24 protein-coding genes and 1 pseudogene are annotated in these 26976 nt (G+C 53.9%); 17 read left to right on the forward strand and 8 right to left on the reverse strand.

The genetic code is table 11. From position 1 onward, the window contains the following. The first annotated feature begins 1 nt into the window (after position 1). The 3 genes from thrB to IM284_RS12685 all read left to right on the forward strand — a co-directional run bounded on the left by thrB (position 2) and on the right by IM284_RS12685 (position 2763). A complete protein-coding gene (thrB, locus tag IM284_RS12675) occupies positions 2-931 on the forward strand; it encodes a homoserine kinase (protein WP_041911275.1) in 930 nt (309 codons plus the stop codon). 3 nt (positions 932-934) lie between these two features. After that, on the forward strand, positions 935-2221 hold the full coding sequence (thrC, locus tag IM284_RS12680) for a threonine synthase (protein ID WP_045631128.1): 1287 nt from the start codon (positions 935-937) through the stop codon (positions 2219-2221). A 248-nt stretch (positions 2222-2469) separates the two neighbouring features. Then, positions 2470-2763, forward strand: a complete 294-nt coding sequence (locus IM284_RS12685) for a DUF2502 domain-containing protein (RefSeq protein ID WP_028015459.1) — start codon at positions 2470-2472, stop codon at positions 2761-2763. Between the two features lie 32 nt (positions 2764-2795). On the opposite strand, the gene yaaA is transcribed toward IM284_RS12685, so the two are convergent. Both yaaA and IM284_RS12695 read right to left on the reverse strand, forming a co-directional pair. Next, positions 2796-3569, reverse strand: a complete 774-nt coding sequence (gene yaaA / locus IM284_RS12690) for a peroxide stress protein YaaA (protein ID WP_028015460.1) — start codon at positions 3567-3569, stop codon at positions 2796-2798. A gap of 66 nt (positions 3570-3635) precedes the next feature. Next, positions 3636-5066: a sodium:alanine symporter family protein gene (locus IM284_RS12695; protein ID WP_047367301.1), complete on the reverse strand. Its 1431-nt coding sequence runs from the start codon at positions 5064-5066 to the stop codon at positions 3636-3638. Positions 5067-5328: 262 nt separating this feature from the next. Here IM284_RS12695 and tal point away from each other — a divergent pair, with 262 nt between their 5' ends. The 3 genes from tal (at position 5329) to IM284_RS12710 (ending at position 8425) form a co-directional block, all read left to right on the forward strand. Next, positions 5329-6282: a transaldolase gene (gene tal / locus IM284_RS12700; RefSeq protein WP_047367302.1), complete on the forward strand. Its 954-nt coding sequence runs from the start codon at positions 5329-5331 to the stop codon at positions 6280-6282. Between the two features lie 110 nt (positions 6283-6392). Further along, positions 6393-6980, forward strand: a complete 588-nt coding sequence (gene mog, locus IM284_RS12705) for a molybdopterin adenylyltransferase (RefSeq protein WP_028015462.1) — start codon at positions 6393-6395, stop codon at positions 6978-6980. Positions 6981-7102: 122 nt separating this feature from the next. Further along, positions 7103-8425 (forward strand): MFS transporter, encoded by a 1323-nt coding sequence (locus IM284_RS12710; protein WP_028015463.1) that lies wholly within the window; start codon positions 7103-7105, stop codon positions 8423-8425. Here the strand turns inward: IM284_RS12710 and satP are convergent. The 5 genes from satP to IM284_RS23755 all read right to left on the reverse strand — a co-directional run bounded on the left by satP (position 8402) and on the right by IM284_RS23755 (position 13269). Next, the gene (gene satP / locus IM284_RS12715) at positions 8402-8968 is read right to left on the reverse strand and encodes an acetate uptake transporter (RefSeq protein ID WP_047367303.1); all 567 of its coding nucleotides are present in this window, start codon (positions 8966-8968) and stop codon (positions 8402-8404) included. The two genes, IM284_RS12710 and satP, sit on opposite strands and share 24 nt — an antisense overlap. 383 nt (positions 8969-9351) lie before the next feature. Further along, a complete protein-coding gene (locus IM284_RS12720; protein ID WP_072058725.1) occupies positions 9352-9699 on the reverse strand; it encodes a DUF4087 domain-containing protein in 348 nt (115 codons plus the stop codon). A gap of 13 nt (positions 9700-9712) precedes the next feature. Next, a complete protein-coding gene (locus IM284_RS12725; protein ID WP_131701649.1) occupies positions 9713-10357 on the reverse strand; it encodes a hypothetical protein in 645 nt (214 codons plus the stop codon). Further along, positions 10332-12473, reverse strand: coding sequence for a glucosaminidase domain-containing protein (locus IM284_RS12730; protein WP_082131792.1), 2142 nt, complete (start codon positions 12471-12473; stop codon positions 10332-10334). Before IM284_RS12730 ends, IM284_RS12725 begins: the two co-directional genes overlap by 26 nt. A 523-nt stretch (positions 12474-12996) precedes the next feature. Continuing rightward, entirely contained in the window at positions 12997-13269 is a 273-nt protein-coding gene (locus tag IM284_RS23755; protein ID WP_072058726.1) for a helix-turn-helix domain-containing protein, read from the reverse strand. A gap of 497 nt (positions 13270-13766) precedes the next feature. On the opposite strand from IM284_RS23755, the gene dnaK reads away from it, so the two are divergent. The 4 genes from dnaK to nhaR all read left to right on the forward strand — a co-directional run bounded on the left by dnaK (position 13767) and on the right by nhaR (position 19217). Further along, positions 13767-15680, forward strand: a complete 1914-nt coding sequence (gene dnaK / locus IM284_RS12740; protein WP_028015465.1) for a molecular chaperone DnaK — start codon at positions 13767-13769, stop codon at positions 15678-15680. A gap of 87 nt (positions 15681-15767) precedes the next feature. Continuing rightward, complete coding sequence (dnaJ, locus tag IM284_RS12745; RefSeq protein WP_047367304.1) at positions 15768-16913, forward strand: molecular chaperone DnaJ; 1146 nt, start codon at positions 15768-15770, stop codon at positions 16911-16913. A 170-nt stretch (positions 16914-17083) separates the two neighbouring features. Then, complete coding sequence (gene nhaA, locus IM284_RS12750) at positions 17084-18259, forward strand: Na+/H+ antiporter NhaA (RefSeq protein ID WP_041911268.1); 1176 nt, start codon at positions 17084-17086, stop codon at positions 18257-18259. A 58-nt stretch (positions 18260-18317) separates the two neighbouring features. Beyond that, positions 18318-19217, forward strand: coding sequence for a transcriptional activator NhaR (nhaR, locus tag IM284_RS12755; protein WP_028015467.1), 900 nt, complete (start codon positions 18318-18320; stop codon positions 19215-19217). A 57-nt stretch (positions 19218-19274) separates the two neighbouring features. On the opposite strand, the gene rpsT is transcribed toward nhaR, so the two are convergent. Then, positions 19275-19538, reverse strand: a complete 264-nt coding sequence (rpsT, locus tag IM284_RS12760; protein ID WP_003856458.1) for a 30S ribosomal protein S20 — start codon at positions 19536-19538, stop codon at positions 19275-19277. 101 nt (positions 19539-19639) lie between these two features. Here rpsT and IM284_RS23370 point away from each other — a divergent pair. The 7 genes and pseudogenes from IM284_RS23370 (at position 19640) to dapB (ending at position 26640) form a co-directional block, all read left to right on the forward strand. Then, positions 19640-19858: pseudogene (locus IM284_RS23370) on the forward strand (DUF2575 domain-containing protein). A 7-nt stretch (positions 19859-19865) separates the two neighbouring features. After that, complete coding sequence (gene ribF, locus IM284_RS12765; protein ID WP_028015468.1) at positions 19866-20792, forward strand: bifunctional riboflavin kinase/FAD synthetase; 927 nt, start codon at positions 19866-19868, stop codon at positions 20790-20792. 45 nt (positions 20793-20837) lie between these two features. Then, positions 20838-23654: an isoleucine--tRNA ligase gene (ileS, locus tag IM284_RS12770; RefSeq protein ID WP_045631133.1), complete on the forward strand. Its 2817-nt coding sequence runs from the start codon at positions 20838-20840 to the stop codon at positions 23652-23654. Next, positions 23654-24154, forward strand: a complete 501-nt coding sequence (lspA, locus tag IM284_RS12775) for a signal peptidase II (RefSeq protein ID WP_028015470.1) — start codon at positions 23654-23656, stop codon at positions 24152-24154. Before ileS ends, lspA begins: the two co-directional genes overlap by 1 nt. A 57-nt stretch (positions 24155-24211) precedes the next feature. After that, positions 24212-24661, forward strand: a complete 450-nt coding sequence (gene fkpB, locus IM284_RS12780; RefSeq protein ID WP_003856450.1) for an FKBP-type peptidyl-prolyl cis-trans isomerase — start codon at positions 24212-24214, stop codon at positions 24659-24661. A gap of 1 nt (position 24662) precedes the next feature. Beyond that, on the forward strand, positions 24663-25613 hold the full coding sequence (ispH, locus tag IM284_RS12785) for a 4-hydroxy-3-methylbut-2-enyl diphosphate reductase (protein WP_028015471.1): 951 nt from the start codon (positions 24663-24665) through the stop codon (positions 25611-25613). A 205-nt stretch (positions 25614-25818) separates the two neighbouring features. After that, complete coding sequence (gene dapB / locus IM284_RS12790; protein ID WP_047367305.1) at positions 25819-26640, forward strand: 4-hydroxy-tetrahydrodipicolinate reductase; 822 nt, start codon at positions 25819-25821, stop codon at positions 26638-26640. Positions 26641-26976 lie beyond the last annotated feature (336 nt).

Consider the following 26976-nt stretch of genomic DNA (forward strand, 5'->3'; position numbering starts at 1 on the left):
GATGGTTAAAGTATATGCCCCGGCTTCCAGCGCCAATATGAGCGTCGGATTTGACGTGCTGGGTGCGGCGGTGACGCCGGTGGACGGTTCGCTGCTGGGCGATACGGTAACGGTTGAGGCGGCAGAAAGCTTCAGCCTGAATAACGTCGGCCGTTTCGCCAGTAAGCTGCCGCCTGAACCACGCGAGAATATCGTTTATCAGTGCTGGGAGCGCTTCTGTCAGGAGATCGGCAAAAACGTGCCGGTCGCCATGACGCTGGAAAAAAGCATGCCGATTGGCTCGGGCCTGGGCTCCAGCGCCTGCTCGGTTGTCGCCGCGCTGGTGGCGATGAACGAGCACTGCGGCAAGCCGCTGAACAATAGCCGTCTGCTGGCGCTGATGGGCGAGCTGGAAGGGCGCATCTCCGGCAGTATTCATTACGATAACGTGGCGCCGTGCTTCCTCGGCGGCATGCAACTGATGATTGAAGAAAATGGCATCATCAGCCAGCAGGTGCCAGGGTTTGATGAGTGGCTGTGGGTGCTGGCGTATCCGGGCATCAAGGTCTCTACCGCGGAAGCGCGTGCGATCCTGCCTGCGCAGTATCGTCGCCAGGACTGTATCGCCCACGGGCGTCATCTGGCGGGCTTTATCCACGCCTGCTACACCCGTCAGCCGCAGCTGGCGGCGAAGCTGATGAAAGACGTCATTGCCGAGCCGTACCGTACGAAGCTGCTTCCTGGCTTTAACGAGGCGCGACAGGCTTCAATGGATATCGGCGCGCAGGCGTGCGGCATCTCCGGCTCCGGCCCGACGCTGTTCGCCCTGTGCGATAAGCCAGACACCGCGCAGCGCGTGGCGGACTGGCTCTCTAAACACTACCTGCAAAATCAGGAAGGCTTTGTTCATATTTGCCGTCTGGACACGGCTGGCGCACGAGTACTGGGATAACGAATGAAACTCTACAACCTTAAAGATCATAACGAGCAGGTCAGCTTCGCGCAGGCGGTGACTCAGGGGCTGGGCAAAAATCAGGGGCTGTTTTTCCCGCACGACCTGCCGGAATTTCAGCTGACCGAAATCGATGAGCTGCTGAAGCAGGACTTTGTCACCCGCAGCACCAAAATTCTGTCTGCGTTTATTGGCGATGAAATCCCGCAGGAGCTGCTGGAAGAGCGCGTGCGTGCGGCGTTTGCTTTCCCGGCTCCGGTTAAGCAGGTGGAGCCTGACGTCGGTTGTCTGGAGCTGTTCCACGGCCCGACCCTGGCGTTTAAAGACTTCGGCGGCCGCTTTATGGCGCAGATGCTGACCCACATCAGCGGCGACAAGCCGGTGACCATCCTGACCGCCACCTCCGGTGATACAGGTGCGGCGGTGGCACACGCGTTCTACGGCCTGAAAAACGTCCGCGTGGTGATCCTCTATCCGAAAGGCAAGATCAGCCCGTTGCAGGAAAAACTGTTCTGCACCCTCGGCGGCAACATTGAAACCGTGGCGATCGACGGCGATTTCGATGCCTGCCAGGCGCTGGTCAAGCAGGCGTTCGATGATGAAGAGCTGAAGGCCGCGCTGGGGCTGAACTCGGCGAACTCCATCAACATCAGCCGCCTGCTGGCGCAGATCTGCTACTACTTCGAAGCGGTGGCTCAGCTGCCGCAGGAAGCGCGCAATCAGCTGGTAGTTTCCGTACCAAGCGGCAACTTCGGCGACCTGACGGCGGGGCTGCTGGCGAAATCTCTCGGTCTGCCGGTGAAACGCTTTATCGCTGCCACCAACGCCAACGATACCGTGCCGCGCTTCCTGAAAGACGGCAAATGGGCGCCTAACGCTACGCAGGCGACGCTCTCCAATGCCATGGACGTGTCGCAGCCGAACAACTGGCCGCGCGTGGAAGAGCTGTTCCGCCGCAAGGTGTGGCGTCTGGGTGACCTGGGCTACGCTGCGGTGACGGACGAAACCACCAAAGCCACCATGCGCGAGCTGAAAGCGGTGGGCTACACCTCTGAGCCGCACGCGGCAATTGCTTACCGCGCGCTGCGCGACCAGCTTAACCCGGGTGAATATGGCCTGTTCCTGGGCACCGCGCATCCGGCGAAGTTCAAAGAGAGCGTGGAAGATATTCTGGGCGAAACGCTGCCGCTGCCAAAAGAGCTGGCCGAGCGCGCCGACCTGCCGCTGCTGTCTCATGAGCTGCCGGCGGATTTTGCGGCACTGCGGAATCTGATGATGACGCGCGCGTGATTTTGTTGCCCGGTGGCGCTACGCCTTACCGGGCCTACAACGACGAGATGACCGTAGGCCGGGTAAGCGCAGCGCCACCCGGCTTTTTTTATGAAGAAATTAAGGAGAAAAATTGCAGGAAAAAAGCAGAAATTCCCAATAAATGCGGTCACTTAGCATTTAGGATTGCAGAGAATAACATCCACCGTTCCCCTCGCGTACTCTCCTTACATCGGCCCACGTTGGGCAAGAAGAATAAGGAGTCACCTGTGTCTACACTAAAACCTGCACTCATCGCGCTTTCTCTGGTGCTGGTCGCCCCCATGGCGGTACAGGCATCTGAAATTACTCTCGTACCTGCGGTAAAACTGCAGATTGGCGATCGGGACAATAGCGGGCATTACTGGGATGGCGGCCGCTGGCGCGACCACGACTGGTGGAAGGCGCATTATGACTGGCGCGATAACCATTGGCGTCCGCATGACGAGCATCGCGATCGTGATGACCGACACGACCATCATCACGACGACCACCGTCCGGGCCCGGACTGGAAGCACCATTAACGCAAAACCCCGCCAGATGGCGGGGTTTAGTTTTACTGCTCGTGGCGCTTAAATACCAGCTCACCTTTCCCTGACGACGCCTCGTCAAAGAAATAGCCGTCGGTGTTGAATCCCGTTAACTGCTCCGGCTTCGTCAGGCGGTTCTGAATGATGTAGCGGCTCATCAGGCCACGCGCTTTTTTCGCATAGAAGCTGATGACCTTGAACTTGCCGTTCTTCTCATCAAGGAAGACCGGCTTAACGATCTCCGCGTTCAGCTTTTTAGGCTTCACCGACTTGTAGTACTCATCGGATGCCAGGTTAACCACCACGTTATCACCCTGAGCATGCAGCGCCGCGTTCAGCTTGTCGGTGATGATGTCGCCCCAGAAATGGTAAAGGTCTTTGCCTTTGGCGTTTTCCAGGCGAATCCCCATCTCCAGACGATATGGCTGCATCAGATCCAGCGGGCGCAGTACGCCATACAGGCCCGACAGCATGCGCAGATGCTGCTGGGCAAAATCAAAGTCGGCTTCGCTAAAATCTTCCGCCTGCAGGCCGGTGTAAACATCGCCCTTAAACGCCAGGATCGCCTGGCGCGCGTTGGCGGGGGTGAAATCCGGGTGCCACTCGTGGAACCGGGTCGCGTTCAGGTCTGCCAGCTTGTCGCTGATGCTCATCAGCGAGGCGATTTGCGGCGCAGAGAGCTTGCGCGCTTCGCGGATCAGCTGTTGCGAATAGTCCAGCAGTTCTGGCTGGGTATAACGCTCGGTGGCGAGCGGGCTCTGGTAGTCGAGCGTTTTTGCAGGTGAAATCAGAATCAGCATATCCAGTCCTTGCAGGAAATTTAGAGCGACTTTAACAAAAAATCGCCCTGAATTGATCGATAGCTGTTATCGCCGGGGCAAATCATCCCAGGTGCCGGGGGCAAGCTGTGACTGAATTTCGGGATAGCGTGCGGCATCAAATACCGGGGGAACGCCCAGCTTGCGCTGGCGAAGATAATCCCTGGCAATAAGGTTCACAACGGGCGAGAGCAGCAGGATCGCCGTCAGGTTAGTGATTGCCATTAGCGCCATAATGACATCCGCCAGCTGCCAGACCAGCGGCATATTCAGAAGGGAGCCCGCGATCACCATCAGTACTACGCCCAGGCGAAGCAGGAGGATGGCCGGACGAGAGTCGTATTTCAGGAAGATAAGGTTATTTTCGGCATACAGGTAATTCACCACAATCGAACTGAAGGCGAACAGCATCAGAATGAGCGAGACAAATCCCGAACCCCAGCCGCCGGTCAGGTTCACCAGCGCCTGCTGGAGAAGCTGTATTCCGTCGATATCCGAGTCATGCGCGGCAGGACCGGCCAGCAGGAGGATCATGGCGCTGGCGGAACAGATAATAACGGTATCCATAAACACGCCTATCATCTGCACGATACCCTGCGCTGCCGGGTGCGGCGGCCAGGAAGAGGCGGCCGCGGCGGCGTTGGGAGTGGAGCCCATCCCGGCTTCATTGGAGAACATGCCTCGCTGAAAACCTGCCATCAGAGCCTGGCTCAGGGTGTAACCCAGCGCGCCTGAGGCCACCTCACGCCAGCCAAAGGCGCTTTTAAAGATGGTCGCAATCACGCCCGGAACCTGGTCGGCATGCAGCGCAGCGACGACCAGGCTCGCGGCAACCCAGAGCAACGCCATGATGGGAACCAGCCACTGCATCAGGCGGGCAACGCCTTTCAGGCCGGCAGAAATGGTGAGCAAAACAAAGAGGGCTAAACCGATGCCGGTGATCCACTCCGGGCAGGAGAAGGTATAGCGCAGGGCATGGGCGACGGAATTTGACTGCACGGTATTAAAAATAAGACCGTACGCGAGCAGTAAAAAAAGCGAGAACAGAACGCCCATCCAGCGCATTCCTAAGCCACGCGCCATATACCAGGCCGGACCGCCGCGAAACTGCCCGTTTCTGTCTTTCTCTTTGTAGAGCTGCGCCAGCGAACTTTCGGCAAAAGAGGTAGCCATTCCGAGAAGCGCCGTGACCCACATCCAGAACACCGCGCCTGGCCCACCGGCGCTGATGGCCAGCGCAACGCCTGCCAGGTTTCCGCTACCGAGGCGGGCAGCCAGGCTGGTACACAGCGCCTGAAACGACGTTAATCCGCCCGGCTGGGGCGTGACGCTGTTTTTCAGACTTCTGCCAAACTTGCGAATATAGCGAAACTGGATAAACCCACTGCGTAGCGTAAACCAGATACCTGCTCCCAGAAGCAGGTAGATCATTATCGAACCCCAGAGGACTTCGTTAATAAAGAAAAGGAAATCAGGCATTAACGTCCCTCTTGTTGATGCCAACGTGAATATGTAAGCGCTACCACTGATTGGGCATGCTGTTGCTTAGCAGCCTGTTAATATTTTGAGTTTATCATACTCTGCCTAAGCGCACTGTCTGCGGTTGCGCTACCCCTCCGTCGTGTTATCATCAGGGCAGACCGGTTACATCCCCCTAACAAGTAAACCTGTCATTTTTCCGCTGCAGGCATGCTGTCGGTAGCGTGAATTATCCAGGGCACGTTAAAAGAGAAACACTATCATGACGGATAAATTGACCTCCCTTCGTCAGTTCACCACTGTCGTAGCTGACACCGGAGATATCGCGGCAATGAAGCTGTACCAGCCGCAGGATGCCACAACTAACCCTTCTCTGATCCTTAACGCCGCACAGATCCCTGAGTATCGCAAACTGATTGACGACGCAGTGACCTGGGCGAAAGCGCAGAGCAACGACCGCGCGCAGCAGATTGTTGATGCCACCGACAAACTGGCGGTGAACATCGGTCTGGAAATTCTGAAACTGGTTCCTGGCCGTATCTCTACCGAAGTGGATGCGCGTCTCTCCTACGACACCGAAGCGTCTATCGCCAAAGCGAAACGTCTAATCAAACTGTACAACGACGCGGGCATCAGCAACGACCGTATCCTGATCAAACTGGCTTCCACCTGGCAGGGTATCCGCGCGGCAGAGCAGCTGGAAAAAGAGGGTATCAACTGTAACCTGACCCTGCTGTTCTCCTTCGCGCAGGCGCGTGCGTGTGCAGAGGCGGGCGTATACCTGATTTCTCCGTTCGTGGGCCGTATTCTGGACTGGTACAAAGCCAATACCGATAAGAAAGAGTACGCACCGGCTGAAGATCCAGGCGTGATTTCCGTGACTGAAATCTACGAATACTACAAGCAGCACGGCTATGAGACCGTGGTTATGGGCGCAAGCTTCCGTAACGTCGGTGAAATCATCGAGCTGGCTGGCTGTGACCGTCTGACCATCGCGCCTGCGCTGCTGAAAGAGCTGGCAGAAAGCGAAGGTACTCTGGAGCGTAAACTGTCCTACACTGGTGAAGTGAAAGCACGCCCGGAGCGCATCACTGAATCCGAGTTCCTGTGGCAGCACAACCAGGATCCAATGGCGGTAGACAAGCTGGCGGACGGTATCCGTAAGTTTGCCGTTGACCAGGGCAAACTGGAAAAAATGATCGGCGACCTGCTGTAATCATTCTGCGTGACCGGGCTCCCGGTCACGCGACTTCTTTCGTCCCCTGTCTGAATTTCCTCTCTGCGTGTATCATTCCCTTTAATCAGTACTCTTTGAATGGAATGGATATGAATACCTTACGCATCGGCTTAGTGTCGATTTCTGACCGCGCCTCCAGCGGCGTTTACCAGGATAAAGGCATCCCCGCTCTGGAAGAGTGGCTGGCAAGCGCGCTGACCACCCCGTTTGAGATCCAGACTCGCCTTATCCCCGACGAACAGCCGATCATTGAGCAGACCCTGTGTGAGCTGGTGGATGAGATGAGCTGTCACCTTGTGCTCACCACGGGTGGAACCGGCCCCGCGCGTCGCGACGTGACGCCGGACGCGACGCTGGCTATCGCCGACCGTGAAATGCCGGGCTTCGGCGAACAGATGCGCCAGATCAGTCTACACTTTGTCCCGACGGCAATCCTTTCCCGCCAGGTGGGGGTGATCCGCAAACAGGCGCTGATACTGAACCTGCCGGGGCAGCCAAAGTCGATCAAAGAGACGCTGGAAGGATTAAAAGCCGAGGACGGTCGCGTCATCGTGCACGGCATATTTGCAAGTGTACCGTATTGTATACAGTTGCTTGACGGGCCGTACGTGGAAACTGACGACAAAGTGGTAGCAGCATTTCGTCCTAAAAGCGCACGCCGCGAGACAATCTCCTGAAGTTTACTAAAATGTGACATTAGCGCCAGCCGCAGTAGCGTGTAAATGGATTTACGATATAGTAATTTTTTCTTTACGATTGCTGTAAAAAATAATCCACAACACATGCACAATGGTTCGCTATGTCACATAACACCCGACCTCTGAATCGACAGGACTACAAAACGCTTACGCTCGCCGCCTTAGGTGGCGCGCTGGAGTTTTACGACTTCATCATCTTTGTCTTCTTCGCCGCCGTGGTGGGGGCGCTCTTCTTCCCGGCGGATATTCCAGAATGGCTGCGTCAGGTGCAAACCTTCGGCATCTTTGCTGCCGGGTATCTGGCACGTCCGCTGGGCGGCATCGTCATGGCCCACTTTGGCGATCTTGTCGGGCGTAAGAAGATGTTTACCCTGAGCATCCTGCTGATGGCGGTGCCGACGCTGGCCATCGGCCTGCTGCCCACCTATGCCTCCATGGGCATTCTCGCCCCGCTATTGCTGCTGCTGATGCGCATTCTTCAGGGCGCGGCCATCGGCGGGGAAGTGCCGGGGGCCTGGGTATTTGTGGCGGAGCACGTTCCTGCCCGCCGCATCGGGATCGCCTGCGGAACGTTAACGGCGGGGCTGACCGTCGGGATCCTGTTGGGGTCGGTGGTGGCGACGATAGTCAACACCAGCATGACGCAGCAGGCCGTGCACGACTGGGGCTGGCGTATTCCGTTCCTGCTGGGCGGGGCGTTTGGCCTGGTGGCAATGTACCTGCGCCGCTGGCTGCAGGAGACGCCGATTTTCCTCGAAATGCAGCAGCGTAAAGCGCTGGCGCAGGAGTTGCCGGTCAAAGCCGTTGTGGTGCGTCATAAAAAAGCGGTGGTGGTGTCGATGCTGCTCACCTGGCTGTTGTCGGCGGGCATCGTGGTGGTGATTTTGATGTCGCCGGTGTGGCTGCAGAAACAGTACGGTTTCGCCCCTGCCGTGACCTTACAGGCAAACAGTATTGCGACAATCATGCTCTGCTTTGGCTGTCTGGCCGCCGGGCTGGCGGCGGATCGTTTCGGTGCCAGCCTGACCTTTATTGTCGGCAGCCTGCTGCTGGCCGCGTCGAGCTGGGCGTTTTACCATCTTGCGGGCAGTCATCCTGAACAGCTGTTCCTGCTTTACGGCGTGGTCGGACTGTGCGTGGGCGTCGTGGGGGCTGTGCCTTACGTCATGGTGCGCGCCTTCCCGCCGGAGGTTCGCTTCACCGGGATATCGTTCTCTTATAACGTCGCGTATGCCATTTTCGGCGGGCTGACGCCGATAGTGGTCACGGTCATGATGGGGGTGTCGCCGATGGCGCCTGCCTGGTATGTACTCGCGCTCTCGCTGATGGGGCTGGGATTAGGCGTTTGGCTTCGGCAGGCGGGGGAATATCGTGCCCGCGAGGCGGGCACGACAGAGGGATCAGTGTTTTTCACCAATAGGTAAAATGGTGCGGTCAAACTGTTCGTTCAGCACTTCACCCATTGCCAGGTAGATAGCGCTTGCGCCGCACACCAGGCCAATCCAGCCTGCTACGTGAACGATGCCTTCGTTATCCGCCAGGTGGCCAATCGCCAGCAGGGCGAACAGCACGGTCAGGCTCAGGAAGACGAACTGCAGCGCGCGGTTGCCTTTCAGGGTGCCGAAGAACATGAACAGGGTAAAGACGCCCCACAGGCCCAGATAGACGCCCAGGAAGTGGGCGTTTGCCGCGCCTGCCAGGCCCATTTTAGGCATCAGCAGGATGGCGACCAGGGTCAGCCAGAACGAGCCGTAAGAGGTGAAAGCAGTTAAGCCGAAGGTGTTGCCTTTCTTATATTCCAGCAGGCCCGCGAAGATTTGCGCGATACCGCCGTAAAAAATGCCCATCGCCAGGATTACGCCGTCCATCGGGAACATCCCGATGTTGTGCAGGTTCAGCAGAATGGTGGTCATGCCAAAACCCATCAGGCCCAGCGGAGCCGGATTAGCCAACTTAGTGTTGCCCATAAGTCCTCAAAAAAATCATCATTAAAATGGTGAAATGGTTAAACCCGCGTCAGTTCTCCCTGACGCGGCCCGGCATCATAATGGGCGCGAGATGCTGCGTCTATGATCTGGATTGGGTGAAATAAAAAATTTTTTACTTGGTAAGTAATACAATTTCTCAAGTTATTCCTTAGTTTTTGTGATTGTATGTTAAAAACCTTCGCCGCCTAACCAGACTGGAGGTCATGATGGCCCCGAACCTTTTCATATGTTTGTTAAAGCTAGGTTTGGCAATCTTAAAATCATCAGGCTTTCGTTAGTAAGCGACGGATGCTTGGAAGGGGCGGTTTTAAGCGGAAAAAATAATACTCGCGGAGGGAATGCCTCCGCGTATGCTTAAATGTTTAGGGAAGTGGGAGTTTTTTATCTGACTGACAGCGCTCAAGTGGGAGTACTTTGGAACTGTATATTTGAGTGATTTTTTTCTCTTTGGTGTTCACATCGACCCTGATACAGGAGCATCCATATCCGTAATTTCCATTGGTTCTGACATATTGATCATCCGGAAAATCTTTTAGTTTTTCTATTCCAGATGAAGAATAGCCACCTTGCAAGGAAATATCCCATGTACCGTCTCGATCGGTGAGCCACTGATTGGCTGGACTGGGGTTTTGTAACCAGCCGCATCTTAACTTACTGGCTAAGGCATGATTGCTTAAGATCAGTAAGACCAATGGGAAATATTTTCTCATTATCACTCCTTCGTTACGGCTTTTTTGGACCAATACCTGCCCTTGTGGGTTTTAGGGTGTCTGAATGAATCCAACCGGACACAGGATCGCCATTTTTTGTGAAATACATGATTGAGGAAAAACCATTATAATCGGCATAAGCGTTGACTAAGTCCCCTTGCACTAAAAAGAGATCTTTAATCTTACAGCTTTCATCAGGTGCACTAAAAAAATATGTTCTCCCAGCATTGTGAATGACATAACCTGAATTGTCAGACGGTATTTTTTTCTGCATTGCAGCCGCTATTCTATTAGCGCCACTGCATTTTGAATTCGGAGCAGGCAATGCTCTAAAATCATCTGGATCACTTCCTTGGTTTGTGTAAATCCGACCATCAGATTTCCTTATGCGTAGGTCAAATAATTTTGCTGATGTTCCAGTATCGCCGCCGCATTGTGGCTTTGAATGATTCTCGCGAACAGGGATTAGAATATAACCATCATTATTATCATCAACATCAAATGCTAGGCATTCATCCTTGACTGACGTTAGGCGGTTATCATGGATAGCATCATATGCCTTTAGCACCATTTCATCGTTTTCCGAGCCAAGCGCAGAGAGGCAGTAACAAACTGAAGATATAAAAAATATTTTATTTATCAAATTCATATAAATCATACCGCTCCATAAGACGGATAAGTTTTGGTGCATAATCAGGATCAGTTGCATAGCCAGCTTTAGCTATTTCAGTGATGAATTGGTTTGGCTCAGTCGTGTGAATGAATGCGGGTTTATATCGTTTGTTTTCGTTCAAAAAACGACCGTAATCATCAGCCGACTCCGCGTAATCTGCGTATGCACGAAAAGTATCTTTAATATGAATTACCTTGCCGTTGATGACTTCTGTTGTGCCAAATGACGTACTGTTTCCAGTTGGTGATTTGCCTTTAATGCCAAAGTATGCATTATTTTTGACATGTTTCCCCCAGCCGGATTCCAAAGCTGATTGTGCGAGTAACACGGAAGCTGGTACTCCCCATTTAGCAGCGGCTTGTTCTGCTGAATCCGAAGCCATGTCCAGAAAGTCTTGGACATTTCGAGGTCTGATTACACCTCTTCGAGACTGCATTTTTAGCGCATCAAGAAATACCACCGGATGCATATGCCACAGAGCTTCATCGCTATGGATCTCTGGTACATCCTTCATCCACACCAGTTTATTGATGAAGTCACGGTTGAATAGTGCCAGATCAGGATATTTCTTCGCCTGTTCATCAAGCGCTGCCTGCCAAAGGGCTGATGTACCGTCTTTAAGCCATTCGCTGTGATGCTTCACCACCAGGCGTTGCACCTGATACTGGATATGTGGCTGACGGTTGTGCAGAAACCGCCATAGTTCACCTGCATCGATTACACCATCCTGGTTTGAATCCATCTGCTTTAGCAGCTTCTGATACTTTTCGGTGTAGCTGGAGGAATACATATCCCGTGTTTCGCCCCTGGCTAATTCTTCAAGACGTCCGAACGCTTGTCGTAGCCAGCTTTCTCTGGGAGTCTGGAAAATGCTCTGTGGGGCGTCCTCCTCTTCCAGAGGTATAAATCCCCGTTTTTCAAGATCAAATTGATTTGCCCTCTCCACATCTTCCGCCGCCATCCATGCCAACTCGCCGGGAATGTAATACCAGGTTTTTCCATCGGCCTCCAGTCGGCGGCACTGAGTTTCGGGAGTGTAACGCTCTGCTGTTGTTGGCGAAGGGTCACCGCCGACACCAGCCACGACAAAGGAATTATCTCTGTCACGATGCTGCCAGCGCATTTTATCCGCCAGAGTATGCAGTTCTGCGACTCCTTTTGTCACGCCAGCCTTATTTGTCAGAAAATCCTTCATTCGTGCATCCTGGCTGAATACTTCCAGATGACAGAAATACTGAGAATTGCCATACGGTTGTTCGTTCAGGCTAAGGTGACCTATAACATCCCCGGCCTTAATCGGAAGTGCATCTTCCACGGATACCGTTACGACCTCATTAAATACGCCATGTTTACGTGCTTCCTGCATCCACGCTGGTAATGTAATGTCTTGTCTCTTAACAAACTTATCCAACCCAGAAATCCAGCCAGACTCTCCGACAGATAATCCGGTTTTAGCTCCTTCGGGGACTGACACAACAGTAATGAAAATAAATGGAGCCGGTTTGCCGTTAAGAATAAAAGTCGCCTCTTGTTCAATCTCTACGACTGAACCGCGCGGTAATGTAGTATGCGTGTCCTGTGGAGCTTCATAGTGACGCAATGCATCGCGGGGAACGTTTATCCCCTGGGACATTCCGTTACGCATCCAGCCCGAAAATGTGTTGTCCTGACGGATTTTCAATGCGCTGGCGGTCACGGTGGCTGTCGGTGTGTCCGTAACCCCATACTCAGAAAGCGGGGCTATCTGCATCCACAGCGTATAGAAGTCCAGTGAGTTATCGGGTTTGTCTTTATCTGGGGTACAGGTTGACTTGATGAGAACAAAGGTGGTGCTGAATTTCAGCATCTTCTTTTTAAACGGAGCGGTCTGGTAATTATCATTTAAGCGCCAGGCGACCACCTGACCATCAGCCATGCATTTCAGACCGTGGCTGCCGGGCTTAAATACAGCATTAGCCGCAAAACTGTCATAAATATGGATTCCACCATGCCAGTGTTCGGCCTTCTTCATCAACCAGTGAGTATCACCCTCACTGCCCTGTAAGGCCTCCATAAACTCTGTTGCTGAACGATAGCCATCAACAGGTAGTACCATTTTCATCCTTCTATCCCTAGGTTTATGATGGTTATTTGCTCATAATACACCGCTTATGACATAACCCAAATTTTCAAAAGTGGACAAATTTGTTACAAAATGAAGACTCAAAGCCTAAGGTATTCCAACGTATTAATGCTCCGCTGAAAATCATCAGGAGTATCCCTCCCGTCTTGTTTTGCCATCTATGAAAAATATCAATAACGAAATGTCAGATTGGTCAGGCAGTTTTTCCCCGTTAGTAATAGTTGCTTCTTAATGTTTACTAAATATCAGTAGGGGTGAGGGCGTCATCGTCTAAGTGGTATCAACAATTGTTCCATTGCATTGAACGTTTCATCACTGTAAGTCTCTGATCTTCTGGAGCGTAGCACCTTAAGTTCTTCTTCGATCATAGTTTCTGGCTTTTGCAGCGTAATTGAAATCATCGATGGGTTGGCAAGTACTGAAGAAGGGCCAGAAAGATGAAACCGCCAGCCTTTCAGGATCAGGTTCTTAAGCCGGTCATTTTGTTTTAGGTCGCAGTCTGTCAGTAAGCGGTGTTATAAGCTAAGTTGCAAGCTGGACAGTAGTTAGCGCGTCCTGCGATGATTACAAACCAGCGACCAACACTAGAGCGCTCGACAATGAAATCCACCAGCCCGAAATCGGCAAATGCGGACAAGTTCCTGTGAGTCGTCGATAAGGGCAAATTAACCTGCTGTGACAGGTCGGAAGCTGTAAGTGGGAGCTTTGTTTGCATCAGGTGGTGAAGAAGATGAATTCTCGAAGTCGTCAGGGTTAATCTGGACTTCTTGAGCATAGCTATCAGCTTTTTACGTTCATCGGTAGATGGTGGTTTAAAGACTGGTGGAATGTAACAGCACAGTATGTTCTCTCATAAGTTATTTATCACAGAGGATATTTTATCATGGCTTGTGATGAAAATTAACTTTAATGAGAATCATTATCACATTCGAATGCGAGAGATTGCGTTTGTATAAATGAAAATGGGCTTGCCCATAAGTCCTCAAAAAAATCATCATTAAAATGGTGAAATGGTTAAACCCGCGTCAATACTCCCTGACGGGGCGCGGCATCATAATGGGCGGCATCGACGCCGCCTATGATCTCATCAGGGTGAAATTAAAATTTTTTTTATGCTTGCCCCTTGATGGATGCCGTCGCGACCCCATCTTGTAGTCAACCGCAGTGTGTGGACCTGAAAAAAATCAAATCTGGGCAGTTGAAAAAGCACGTTCTGCCCTTATTACAGGTACACAACCACATGTTGACTGAATTTTTAGTGGAGACGTTTAGATGGGTAAAATTATTGGTATCGACCTGGGTACTACCAACTCTTGTGTAGCGATTATGGACGGCACTACTGCACGCGTGCTGGAGAACGCCGAGGGCGATCGCACCACGCCTTCTATCATTGCTTATACCCAGGATGGTGAAACTCTGGTTGGTCAGCCGGCTAAACGTCAGGCAGTGACAAACCCGCAAAACACCCTGTTTGCGATCAAACGCCTGATTGGCCGCCGCTTCCAGGACGAAGAAGTTCAGCGTGACGTTTCTATTATGCCTTACAAAATCATCGCAGCAGATAACGGCGATGCGTGGCTTGATGTGAAAGGCACCAAAACGGCACCACCGCAGATCTCTGCTGAAGTGCTGAAAAAAATGAAGAAAACCGCTGAAGATTACCTGGGTGAGCCGGTAACTGAAGCTGTTATCACCGTTCCTGCTTACTTCAACGATGCTCAGCGTCAGGCAACCAAAGATGCTGGCCGTATCGCAGGTCTGGAAGTAAAACGTATCATCAACGAACCAACCGCGGCTGCACTGGCTTACGGTCTGGATAAAGAAGTCGGCAACCGTACTATCGCGGTTTACGACCTGGGTGGTGGTACTTTCGATATCTCTATTATCGAAATCGACGAAGTTGATGGCGAAAAAACCTTTGAAGTTCTGGCAACCAACGGTGATACCCACCTGGGTGGTGAAGACTTCGATACCCGTCTGATCAACTACCTCGTTGACGAGTTCAAGAAAGATCAGGGCATTGACCTGCGTAACGACCCGCTGGCGATGCAGCGCCTGAAAGAAGCCGCTGAGAAAGCGAAGATCGAACTGTCTTCTGCTCAGCAGACCGACGTGAACCTGCCGTACATCACCGCAGACGCGACCGGTCCTAAACACATGAACATCAAAGTGACCCGTGCGAAACTGGAAAGCCTGGTAGAAGACCTGGTGAACCGTTCTATCGAGCCGCTGAAAGTTGCACTGCAGGATGCTGGCCTGTCCGTATCTGACATCCAGGACGTTATCCTGGTGGGTGGTCAGACCCGTATGCCAATGGTTCAGAAGAAAGTGGCTGAATTCTTTGGTAAAGAGCCACGTAAAGACGTGAACCCGGACGAAGCGGTAGCTATCGGTGCGGCGGTTCAGGGTGGTGTATTGACCGGTGAAGTGAAAGACGTACTGCTGCTGGACGTTACCCCACTGTCTCTGGGTATCGAAACCATGGGTGGCGTGATGACTGCGCTCATCAACAAAAACACCACCATCCCAACCAAGCACAGCCAGGTGTTCTCTACCGCTGAAGACAACCAGTCTGCGGTAACCATCCATGTGCTGCAGGGTGAGCGTAAGCGTGCGTCTGATAACAAGTCTCTGGGTCAGTTTAACCTGGATGGCATCAACCCGGCACCGCGCGGCATGCCGCAAATCGAAGTTACCTTCGACATCGATGCTGACGGTATCCTGCACGTGTCTGCGAAAGACAAAAACAGCGGTAAAGAGCAGAAGATCACCATCAAGGCATCTTCTGGCCTGAATGAAGCGGAAATCGAAAAAATGGTTCGCGATGCCGAAGCTAACGCGGAATCCGACCGTAAGTTCGAAGAGCTGGTTCAGACCCGTAACCAGGGTGACCATCTGCTGCACAGCACCCGTAAGCAGGTTGAAGAAGCGGGCGATAAACTGCCAGCGGAAGACAAAACTGCTATCGAGGCTGCACTGACCGCGCTGGAAACGTCTCTGAAAGGCGAAGACAAAGCGGATATCGAAGCGAAGATGCAGGAGCTGGCACAGGCTTCCCAGAAGCTGATGGAAATCGCTCAGCAGCAGCACGCACAGCAGCAGGCAGGCGCTGACGCTTCTGCGAACAACGCGAAAGACGACGACGTTGTCGACGCTGAGTTCGAAGAAGTTAAAGATAAAAAATAATCGCCCTGATGCAGGGTAATTAATCGGCACGGGCGTAGGAGAACTCTCCACGCCCGTGCTCGCATGTTAAGGGGCTTAAAAAAACCAATGGCAAAGCAAGACTATTACGAGATTTTAGGCGTTCCGAAAACTGCGGAAGAGCGTGAAATCAAAAAGGCGTATAAGCGCCTGGCCATGAAATTCCACCCGGACCGTAACCAGGGTGACAAAGAGGCTGAAGCAAAATTTAAAGAGATCAAAGAAGCCTACGAAGTCCTGACCGATGCACAAAAACGTGCGGCCTATGACCAGTACGGCCACGCGGCCTTTGAACAGGGCGGTATGGGCGGCGGTGGATTCGGTGGCGGCGGCTTTGGCGGCGGTGCGGATTTCAGCGACATCTTTGGTGACGTGTTCGGCGATATCTTCGGCGGCGGTCGTGGTCGTCAGCGCGCATCGCGCGGCGCAGACCTGCGCTACAACATGGATCTCACTCTTGAAGAGGCCGTTCGTGGCGTCACGAAAGAGATCCGTATCCCGACGCTGGAAGAGTGTGACGTTTGCCACGGCAGCGGCGCGAAAGCGGGTACCCAGCCACAGACCTGTCCAACCTGTCATGGCTCCGGCCAGGTACAGATGCGCCAGGGCTTCTTCGCGGTACAGCAGGCCTGTCCGCACTGTCACGGTCGCGGTACGCTGATTAAAGATCCGTGCACCAAGTGTCACGGCCACGGTCGCGTTGAGAAAACCAAAACCCTGTCCGTTAAGATCCCGGCTGGCGTTGATACGGGCGACCGCATCCGTCTTGCGGGTGAGGGCGAAGCAGGCGAGCACGGCGCGCCGGCAGGCGATCTGTACGTTCAGGTTCAGGTGAAGCAGCACGCCATCTTCGAGCGTGAAGGCAATAACCTGTATTGTGAAGTGCCGATCAACTTCGCGATGGCGGCTCTCGGCGGTGAAATCGAAGTGCCGACGCTGGACGGTCGCGTCAATCTGAAAATCCCTGGTGAAACCCAGACCGGCAAGCTGTTCCGCATGCGCGGCAAAGGCGTGAAATCCGTTCGCGGTGGTGCGCAGGGCGATCTGCTGTGCCGCGTCGTCGTGGAAACGCCGGTTGGCCTGAACGACAAGCAGAAACAGCTGTTGAAAGAGCTTCAGGAGAGCTTTGGCGGCCCAACGGGTGAGAAAAACAGCCCGCGCTCCAAAAGCTTCTTTGATGGCGTCAAAAAATTCTTCGATGATTTGACCCGCTAATTCGTTAGCTGGTGTCTAACTTCAAAAAGCCCGGAAGCGATTCCGGGCTTTTTTTTGCAGTTATAGATCGGTAAAACTGAGTCTATACCCAATATTAATCTGTTTTTGCCGAGCTATTTGGCTTGGTATTATGGTTTTATCGAGGTATCGTTGTAAAAGAGAGAACATAAATGAAATTACTACACCGTTTCTTTAGCAGTGAGGCGTCCGGTGGTGTGATCCTGATTATTGCCGCGGCCGCCGCGATGGTGCTGGCTAACCTGGGCATGACCCGCGATCTCTATCACGCATTTCTGGAAACGCCCGTCGAGCTGAAGGTCGGGGCGCTGGAAATTAACAAGAACATGCTGCTGTGGATCAACGATGCGCTAATGGCGGTGTTCTTCCTGCTCGTTGGTCTTGAGGTTAAGCGCGAGCTGGTGCTAGGTTCGCTAGCCAGCCGCCAGCGCGCGGCGTTCCCGGTTATTGCCGCGCTCGGTGGGATGGTCGTTCCAGCGCTGCTCTTTCTCGCATTTACCTGGCAGGATCCTGTCGCGCGTGACGGCTGGGCGATCCCGGCCGCAACGGATATCGCCTTTGCGCTTGGTGTCTTAGCTCTGCTCGGCAGCCGCGTGCCGGTTGCGCTGAAAATCTTCCTGATGGCGCTGGCGATCATTGATGACCTGGGCGCCATTGTGATTATCGCGCTGTTCTACACCAGCGATCTGTCGATCCTGTCCCTGAGCGTAGCCGCAGGGGCGATTGCGGTGTTGGCGGTGCTGAACATCTTCAACGTTCGCCGCATCGGTATCTATATCCTGGTGGGGATGGTGCTGTGGACGGCGGTGCTGAAATCCGGCGTGCACGCCACGCTGGCCGGCGTGATTGTGGGCTTCTTCGTGCCGCTTAAGCCGCAGGACGGTAAGTCACCCGCTAAACAGCTGGAACACGTGCTGCACCCGTGGGTCGCCTTTATGATCCTGCCGCTGTTTGCGTTTGCCAACGCGGGCGTTTCCCTGCAGGGGGTCACGCTGGACGGGCTGACGTCTGTCCTGCCGCTGGGCATTATTGCCGGGCTGTTTATCGGTAAGCCGCTGGGGATCAGCCTCTTCTGCTGGCTGGCGCTGAAGATGAAGCTGGCATCGTTGCCGAACGGTACAACCTTTAGTCAGATCATGGCCGTCGGCATACTGTGCGGTATTGGATTCACCATGTCGATCTTTATCTCGACGCTGGCGTTTGGTGCAAACGCGCCAGAGCTCATCGTCTGGGCGAAGCTCGGCATTCTCATCGGGTCATTACTGGCGGCAGTGATTGGGTATACTTTGTTGAAGGTGAAGTTGTCCGGACAGGCCGTCCAGGCATAACGGAACACCGGGAGAAGGTCACTCTTCTCCCGATACACACTCAGGGAGCGAAGACGCGATGCCTCATTTGAATTACAACCATCTTTACTACTTCTGGCACGTTTACAAACAGGGCTCGGTCGTGGGGGCTGCAGAGGCGCTTTACCTGACGCCGCAAACCATCACCGGGCAAATCAAGGCCCTTGAAGAACGGCTGCAGGGTAAGCTCTTCAAGCGCAAGGGCCGTGGGATTGAGCCCAGCGAACTGGGTGAACTGGTTTTCCGCTATGCGGACAAAATGTTCACCCTCAGCCAGGAGATGCTGGATATCGTCAACTACCGCAAAGAGTCGAACCTGCTCTTTGACGTGGGGGTGGCGGATGCACTGTCCAAACGGCTGGTAAGCGGCGTGCTGGATGCCGCTGTGGTAGAGGATGAACAAATCCATCTGCGCTGCTTTGAATCCACCCACGAGATGCTGCTGGAGCAGCTGAGCCAGCACAAGCTGGACATGATTATCTCGGATTGCCCCATCGACTCCACGCAGCAGGAGGGGCTGTTCTCGGTGAAAATTGGCGAATGCGGCGTGAGCTTCTGGTGCATCAATCCACCGCCGGAGAAACCTTTCCCGGCCTGTCTGGAAGAGCGTCGCCTGCTGGTGCCAGGCAGGCGTTCCATGCTCGGACGCAAGCTGCTGAACTGGTTTAATTCGCAGGGGCTGAACGTGGAGATCCTCGGTGAGTTCGACGATGCGGCGCTGATGAAAGCCTTTGGCGAAGCGCATAATGCGATCTTCGTGGCGCCAACGCTCTACGCGCACGATCTCTATTCAGACGATAAGATTACGGAGATTGGCAGAGTAGATAACGTGATGGAGGAGTACCACGCCATATTCGCCGAAAGGATGATTCAACACCCGGCGGTGCAGCGAATCTGCAACCGTGACTACTCGGCGCTGTTTACGCCACCGGCATTCTGAAGACATAAAAAAACCCGCGTTAAGCGGGTTCTTTAAACAAGCAACAACAAGTAGCGATTAAGCCAGTTTGTTGATCTGCGCGGTCAGGTTTGCTTTATGACGCGCTGCTTTGTTTTTGTGGATCAGACCTTTAGCAGCCTGACGATCCACGATTGGTTGCATTTCGTTAAATGCGTTCTGCGCTGCAGCTTTGTCGCCAGCTTCGATTGCTGCGTATACTTTCTTGATGAAAGTACGCATCATAGAGCGACGGCTTGCGTTGTGCTTACGAGCCTTTTCAGACTGAACGGCACGTTTCTTAGCTGATTTGATATTAGCCAAGTCCAACTCCCAAATATGTTCTATGTGGACAATTCAAAGGCCGAGGAATATGCCCTCTTTGCCTTCTTTTGTCAATGGATTTGTGCAAATAAGCGCCGTTAATTAGCGACGCTACGTTACGTAGTGATGGCGCAGGATTCTACCAGCTTGTCTTTCGTGAATACAGCCTTTCGGCGTAAAAATCGCAGTTCACGGGCAGATTTTTTCGCTGTGAAAGGTCAGCCTGATGAAATCATTACGGCTTTCTGTTTTGCGCGAACAATCGCCGGTTAACCTTAACCGCTGTACAAGGTATACTTTGGCGATTTTCACTGTTTTGAGCCAGACATGAAGCTGATACGCGGCATACATAATCTCAGCAGAGCGCCACACGGGTGCGTGCTGACCATTGGTAATTTCGACGGCGTGCATCGTGGTCATCAGGCGCTGTTGCAGGGATTGCGTAAAGAAGGGGAGGCCCGTGGCCTGCCCGTTGTGGTGATGATTTTCGAGCCACAGCCGCTGGAGCTGTTCGCGGGCGATAAATCTCCCGCTCGCCTCACTCGCCTGCGCGAAAAGTTGCGCTACCTGGCGGAGTCCGGCGTGGACTACGTATTGTGTGTGCGTTTCGATCGCCGCTTTGCCGCATTGACAGCACAAAATTTTGTCAGCGACCTGCTGGTTAAGCGTCTTGGCGTTCAGTTTCTCGCCGTGGGGGATGATTTCCGCTTTGGCGCTGGTCGTCAGGGCGATTTCTTGCTATTACAGAAGGCTGGTCTGGAGTACGGTTTTGACGTCACCAGCGCGATGACCTTCTGTGAAGGCGGCGTGCGCGTCAGCAGCACGGCGGTGCGGCAGGCGCTGGCTAATGATGAACTGGAGACGGCAGAAAATTTGCTGGGCCATCCGTTCACCATCTCTGGCCGCGTGGTTCATGGCGATGCGCTGGGCCGCACGATTGGTTTCCCGACGGCGAATATACCGCTGCGTCGTCAGGTTTCCCCGGTTAAAGGGGTCTATGCGGTGGAAGTGGCAGGACTGGGCGATAAGTCGTTTTACGGCGTTGCCAACATTGGCACGCGTCCTACCGTTGCCGGTGTGCGTCAACAGCTAGAAGTGCACCTGCTGGACGTTGTAATGGACCTTTATGGTCGCCATATAGATGTAATACTGCGTAAAAAAATACGCAACGAGCAGCGATTTGCTTCGCTGGATGAACTTAAGGCGCAAATCGCGCGAGATGAATTAACGGCCCGCGAGTTTTTTGGGCTTTAGAACCGGCTTAACTGCCTACGTGATAAATACGGAACCGAGAATCTGATGAGTGACTATAAATCAACCCTGAATTTGCCGGAAACAGGGTTCCCGATGCGCGGCGATCTCGCCAAGCGTGAACCGGGAATGCTGGCGCGTTGGACCGATGATGACCTGTACGGCATCATTCGTGCAGCCAAAAAAGGCAAAAAAACCTTCATTCTGCATGATGGCCCTCCATATGCGAATGGCAGCATTCATATTGGTCACTCAGTAAACAAGATTCTGAAAGATATTATCGTGAAGTCCAAAGGACTCGCGGGATTTGACTCGCCTTACGTTCCGGGCTGGGACTGCCACGGTCTGCCGATCGAGCTGAAAGTGGAGCAAGAGTTTGGCAAGCCAGGTGAGAAGTTCACCGCTGCAGAGTTCCGCGCGAAGTGCCGCGAATACGCGGCCACTCAGGTTGAAGGCCAGCGCGCTGACTTTATCCGTCTGGGCGTGCTGGGCGACTGGTCGCACCCGTACCTGACCATGGACTTCAAAACCGAAGCCAACATCATCCGTGCGCTGGGCAAAATCATCGGTAACGGCCACCTGCATAAAGGCGCCAAGCCTGTGCACTGGTGCGTGGACTGCCGTTCTGCGCTGGCAGAAGCGGAAGTGGAATATTACGACAAAACTTCACCTTCAATCGATGTGGCCTTCGAAGCGGTCGATCAGGATGCCATTAAAGGTAAATTCGGTCTGCCTGGCGTTAGCGGCCCGATCTCTCTGGTGATCTGGACTACTACCCCTTGGACGCTGCCAGCCAACCGTGCAATCTCTCTCTCCGGCGAGTTCGAATATGCGCTGGTGCAGATTGATGGCCGCGCGGTTATCCTGGCGAAAGATCTGGTTGAAAGCGTGCTGAAACGCGCGAATATCACCGACTACACCGTGCTGGGCACCGTAAAAGGCGACGCGCTGGAGCTGATGCGCTTCAAACACCCGTTCCTGGACTTCGACGTTCCGGCGATCCTGGGCGACCACGTCACGCTGGACGCGGGTACCGGTGCGGTACATACCGCCGGTGGCCACGGTCCTGACGACTACAACATCAGCCTTAAATACGGCCTGGAAATTGCCAACCCGGTAGGCCCGGACGGGTCTTACCTGCCTGGCACCTATCCGGCGCTGGATGGTATCAACGTCTTCAAAGCCAACGACATCATCGTTGATATGCTGCGCACCAGCGGCGCGCTGCTTCACGTTGAGAAAATGCAGCACAGCTATCCGTGCTGCTGGCGCCACAAGACGCCGATCATCTTCCGTGCGACCCCGCAGTGGTTCGTCAGCATGGATCAGAAAGGCCTGCGCGAGCAGTCTCTGAAAGAGATCAAAGGCGTGCAGTGGATCCCGGACTGGGGCCAGGCGCGTATCGAATCCATGGTGGCTAACCGTCCTGACTGGTGTATCTCTCGTCAGCGTACCTGGGGCGTGCCGATGTCGCTGTTCGTGCATAAAGAGACGCATGAGCTGCACCCGAACACCCTGGAACTGATGGAAGAAGTGGCGAAGCGCGTCGAAGTTGACGGCATTCAGGCGTGGTGGGATCTCGACGCCCGTGACATCCTGGGCGCGGACGCGGACAACTATGAGAAAGTGCCAGACACCCTGGACGTGTGGTTCGACTCCGGGTCGACTCACGCCTCCGTAGTTGACGTGCGCCCGGAGTTTGCCGGTCACGCTGCCGACATGTATCTGGAAGGTTCCGACCAACACCGCGGCTGGTTCATGTCATCCCTGATGATCTCCACCGCGATGAAAGGTAAAGCGCCTTACCGTCAGGTACTGACCCACGGCTTCACCGTGGATGGTCAGGGCCGTAAGATGTCTAAATCTATCGGCAACACCGTTTCGCCGCAGGACGTGATGAACAAGCTGGGCGCGGACATCCTGCGTCTGTGGGTAGCCTCAACCGACTACACTGGCGAAATGGCGGTGTCTGACGAGATCCTGAAGCGTGCTGCCGACAGCTATCGTCGTATCCGTAACACCGCGCGCTTCCTGCTGGCGAACCTGAACGGGTTCGATCCAGTGAAAGACATGGTGAAACCGGAAGAGATGGTCGTGCTGGACCGCTGGGCGGTAGGCTGCGCGAAAGCGGCGCAGGAAGATATCCTGAAAGCCTATGAGTCTTACGACTTCCACGAAGTGGTGCAGCGCCTGATGCGCTTCTGCTCCATCGAGATGGGCTCGTTCTACCTCGACATCATCAAAGATCGCCAGTACACCGCGAAGGCGGACAGCGTGGCACGCCGTAGCTGCCAGTCCGCGCTGTTCCACATCGCAGAAGCGCTGGTACGCTGGATGGCGCCGATCATGTCCTTCACCGCGGATGAAATCTGGGGTTACCTGCCGGGCGACCGTGAGAAGTATGTCTTCACCGGCGAGTGGTATGAAGGTCTGTTCGATCTCTCCAGCACCGAAGCAATGAACGATGCCTTCTGGGACGAGCTGCTGAAAGTGCGTGGTGAAGTGAACAAAGTGATCGAGCAGGCGCGTGCGGATAAGAAAGTCGGTGGCTCTCTGGAAGCGGCAGTGACCCTGTACGCCGAACCGGAGCTGGCGGCGAAGCTGACCGCGCTGGGCGATGAATTGCGATTTGTCCTGTTGACCTCCGGTGCAAAAGTTGCGGATTATGCCGAGGCTTCTGCTGATGCTCAGCAGAGCGAGTTGCTCAAAGGCCTGAAAGTCGCACTGAGCAAAGCCGAAGGTGAGAAGTGCCCGCGCTGCTGGCATTACACTACCGATATCGGCCAGGTGGCGGAACACGCAGACATCTGCGGACGCTGTGTAAGCAACGTCGCCGGTGACGGCGAAAAACGTAAGTTTGCCTGATGAGTAAAACTCTCTGTTCAACAGGACTGCGCTGGCTGTGGCTGGTTGTGGTGGTGCTGATTATCGATCTGGGCAGCAAGTTCCTGATCCTCCAGAATTTCGCTCTGGGGGAGACGGTTTCGCTGTTCCCGTCGCTTAACCTGCACTATGCGCGCAACTACGGCGCGGCGTTTAGCTTCCTTGCCGACAGCGGTGGCTGGCAGCGCTGGTTCTTCGCGGGTATCGCTCTCGGTATCTGCGTGGTACTGGCTGTGCTGATGTACCGCTCGAAGGCCACGCAAAAGCTGAATAACATCGCCTACGCGCTGATCATTGGCGGCGCGCTGGGCAACCTGTTTGACCGCCTGTGGCACGGCTTTGTGGTCGATATGATCGACTTCTACGTCGGCGACTGGCACTTCGCGACCTTTAACCTGGCCGACACCGCCATCTGCATCGGTGCGGCGTTAATCGTGCTGGAAGGCTTCTTGCCTAAACCCGCAGCGAAAGAGCAGGCGTAATTGTCAATGCCGGGTGATGCGCTGCGCCACCCGGCACAACATTAAAGAGCAATGTGTATGTCTAAATCCGTACAGAGCAACAGCGCGGTTCTCGTTCACTTCACGCTGAAGCTGGATGACGGCTCCACGGCTGAATCCACCCGCAATAACGGCAAACCTGCCCTGTTTCGTCTCGGCGATACCTCCCTGTCTGAAGGTCTTGAGCAGCAGCTCCTGGGCCTGAAAGAGGGTGAGAAAAAAGCGTTCTCGCTGGAGCCGGATGCGGCGTTTGGCGTGCCAAGCCCGGACCTGATTCAGTATTTCTCGCGCCGCGAGTTTATGGACGCGGGCGAACCGGAAATCGGGGCGATTATGCTCTTTACCGCTATGGACGGCAGCGAAATGCCTGGCGTGATCCGCGAGATTAACGGCGACTCTATCACCGTTGACTTCAACCATCCGCTTGCCGGGCGTACCGTTCATTTTGATGTTGAAGTGCTGGAGATCGATCCGGCACTGGAGGCCTGAAATGCAGATCCTGTTGGCTAACCCGCGCGGCTTCTGCGCCGGTGTAGACCGCGCTATCAGCATTGTTGAAAACGCGCTGGAGATTTACGGCGCGCCGATCTATGTGCGTCATGAAGTGGTGCATAACCGCTACGTGGTCGACAGCCTGCGCGAGCGCGGTGCTATTTTCATCGAGCAGATCAGCGAAGTGCCGGACGGCGCGATCCTGATCTTCTCCGCGCACGGCGTCTCTCAGGCGGTCCGTAACGAAGCGAAAAGCCGCGATCTGACCGTATTCGATGCCACCTGTCCATTAGTGACAAAAGTGCATATGGAAGTGGCGCGCGCCAGCCGTCGCGGTGAAGAGTCGATTCTGATTGGCCACGCCGGTCACCCGGAAGTTGAAGGCACCATGGGCCAGTACAGCAACCCGGAAGGGGGAATGTACCTGGTGGAGTCGCCGGAAGATGTCCTGACGCTGAACGTGAAAAACGAAGCGCGTCTGTCGTTTATGACCCAGACCACGCTCTCCGTAGACGACACCTCAGACGTGATTGACGCCCTGCGCCAGCGCTTCCCGAAAATCGTCGGGCCGCGTAAGGATGATATCTGCTACGCCACCACTAACCGTCAGGAAGCGGTGCGCGCGCTGGCTGAACAGGCGGACGTGGTGCTGGTTGTCGGCTCTAAAAACTCCTCTAACTCCAACCGTCTGGCCGAACTGGCGCAGCGTATGGGGAAAGCGGCGTTTTTAATCGACGACGCGACGGACATCCAGGAAGCGTGGGTGAAAAATGCGGCCTGCGTTGGCGTTACCGCAGGCGCTTCCGCGCCGGATATCCTGGTGCAGAACGTGATTGCTCGTCTGCAGGAGCTGGGCGGGGGCGAAGCGGTTCCGCTGGAAGGACGCGAAGAGAATATCGTCTTCGAAGTGCCGAAAGAGCTGCGTATCGACGCCCGCGAAGTTGAATAATTTCTTTTCTGATGAAAGGCCAGCACCTCCTGTGCTGGCCTTTTTTTTGCCCCGGACTTTATCGTGACGACAAAATCATGTCTTTTACTGATATCTGAGTCGGTTTCACGTTAAATTCTAATTATTGGTGTTTTCAGTTGGCAGCCTTTACGAAGGCTGGTTAATCTGAAAACGGTTTACATCATTTTAACGTAAGAGAATAACTATGCATGATGCACAGATCCGTGTCGCCATTGCGGGCGCGGGTGGACGTATGGGTCGCCAGCTGATTCAGGCGGCAATACAAATGGATGGCGTGGCACTCGGCGCGGCGCTGGAGCGTGAAGGTTCATCCCTGCTGGGATCCGATGCGGGTGAACTGGCCGGCGCGGGCAAGACAGGTGTTACCGTTCAGAGCTGCCTTGATGCGGTGAAAGATGACTTTGACGTGTTCATCGACTTTACCCGTCCCGAAGGCACCCTGTCTCACCTGGCGTTTTGCCGCCAGCACGGTAAAGGGATGGTGATTGGCACTACCGGCTTCGATGATGCGGGTAAACAGGCCATTCAGGATGCAGCCACCGACATTGCGATTGTCTTTGCCGCGAACTTTAGCGTAGGCGTTAACGTCATGCTGAAGCTGCTGGAAAAAGCGGCGAAGGTGATGGGCGACTACACCGACATTGAGATTATTGAAGCGCACCACCGCCATAAAGTTGATGCTCCATCAGGCACGGCGCTGGCGATGGGCGAAGCGATTGCTTATGCAATGGATAAAGATTTAAAAGACATCGCGGTCTATTCCCGTGAAGGGCATACCGGAGAACGCGTGCCGGGCACCATTGGTTTCGCAACCGTCCGGGCGGGCGATATCATCGGCGAACACACGGCGATGTTCGCCGATATTGGCGAACGTGTTGAGATTACGCACAAAGCGTCAAGCCGCATGACGTTCGCCAATGGCGCAGTACGCTCCGCATTGTGGCTGAAATCGAAAGAAAAGGGTCTTTTTGATATGCGAGATGTGCTGGATCTCAACAATTTGTAAGCTTTATTACCCATCGTGATGTGGTTATTGCAGTCGTAATGTATTGATTGCATAGGGCAATAATTTATTGCCCTCTTATTTTATTTGTTTTAAATGGATTTTGATTGTTAATGGTCATAAATCTGAGTTTTATGCCATTATTATGTGAATTGAATGTAAATTTTGACCATTTGGTCCACTTTTTGTCGCTCGCATCTCTTAAATTCCATAAAACCTACCGCGCAAGCGTTTTCCAGGATGATTTACCTGATCTTTTTGCCCATTAAATCCTATTCAAGCTTCCAGTCCTGCAAAAGAATAAACAAAATATCCGTTTTAAGTTGACTTTTACCCACC

The organism is Enterobacter cloacae complex sp. P12RS (genome assembly GCF_014895875.1).
Classification (GTDB): domain Bacteria; phylum Pseudomonadota; class Gammaproteobacteria; order Enterobacterales; family Enterobacteriaceae; genus Enterobacter; species Enterobacter bugandensis.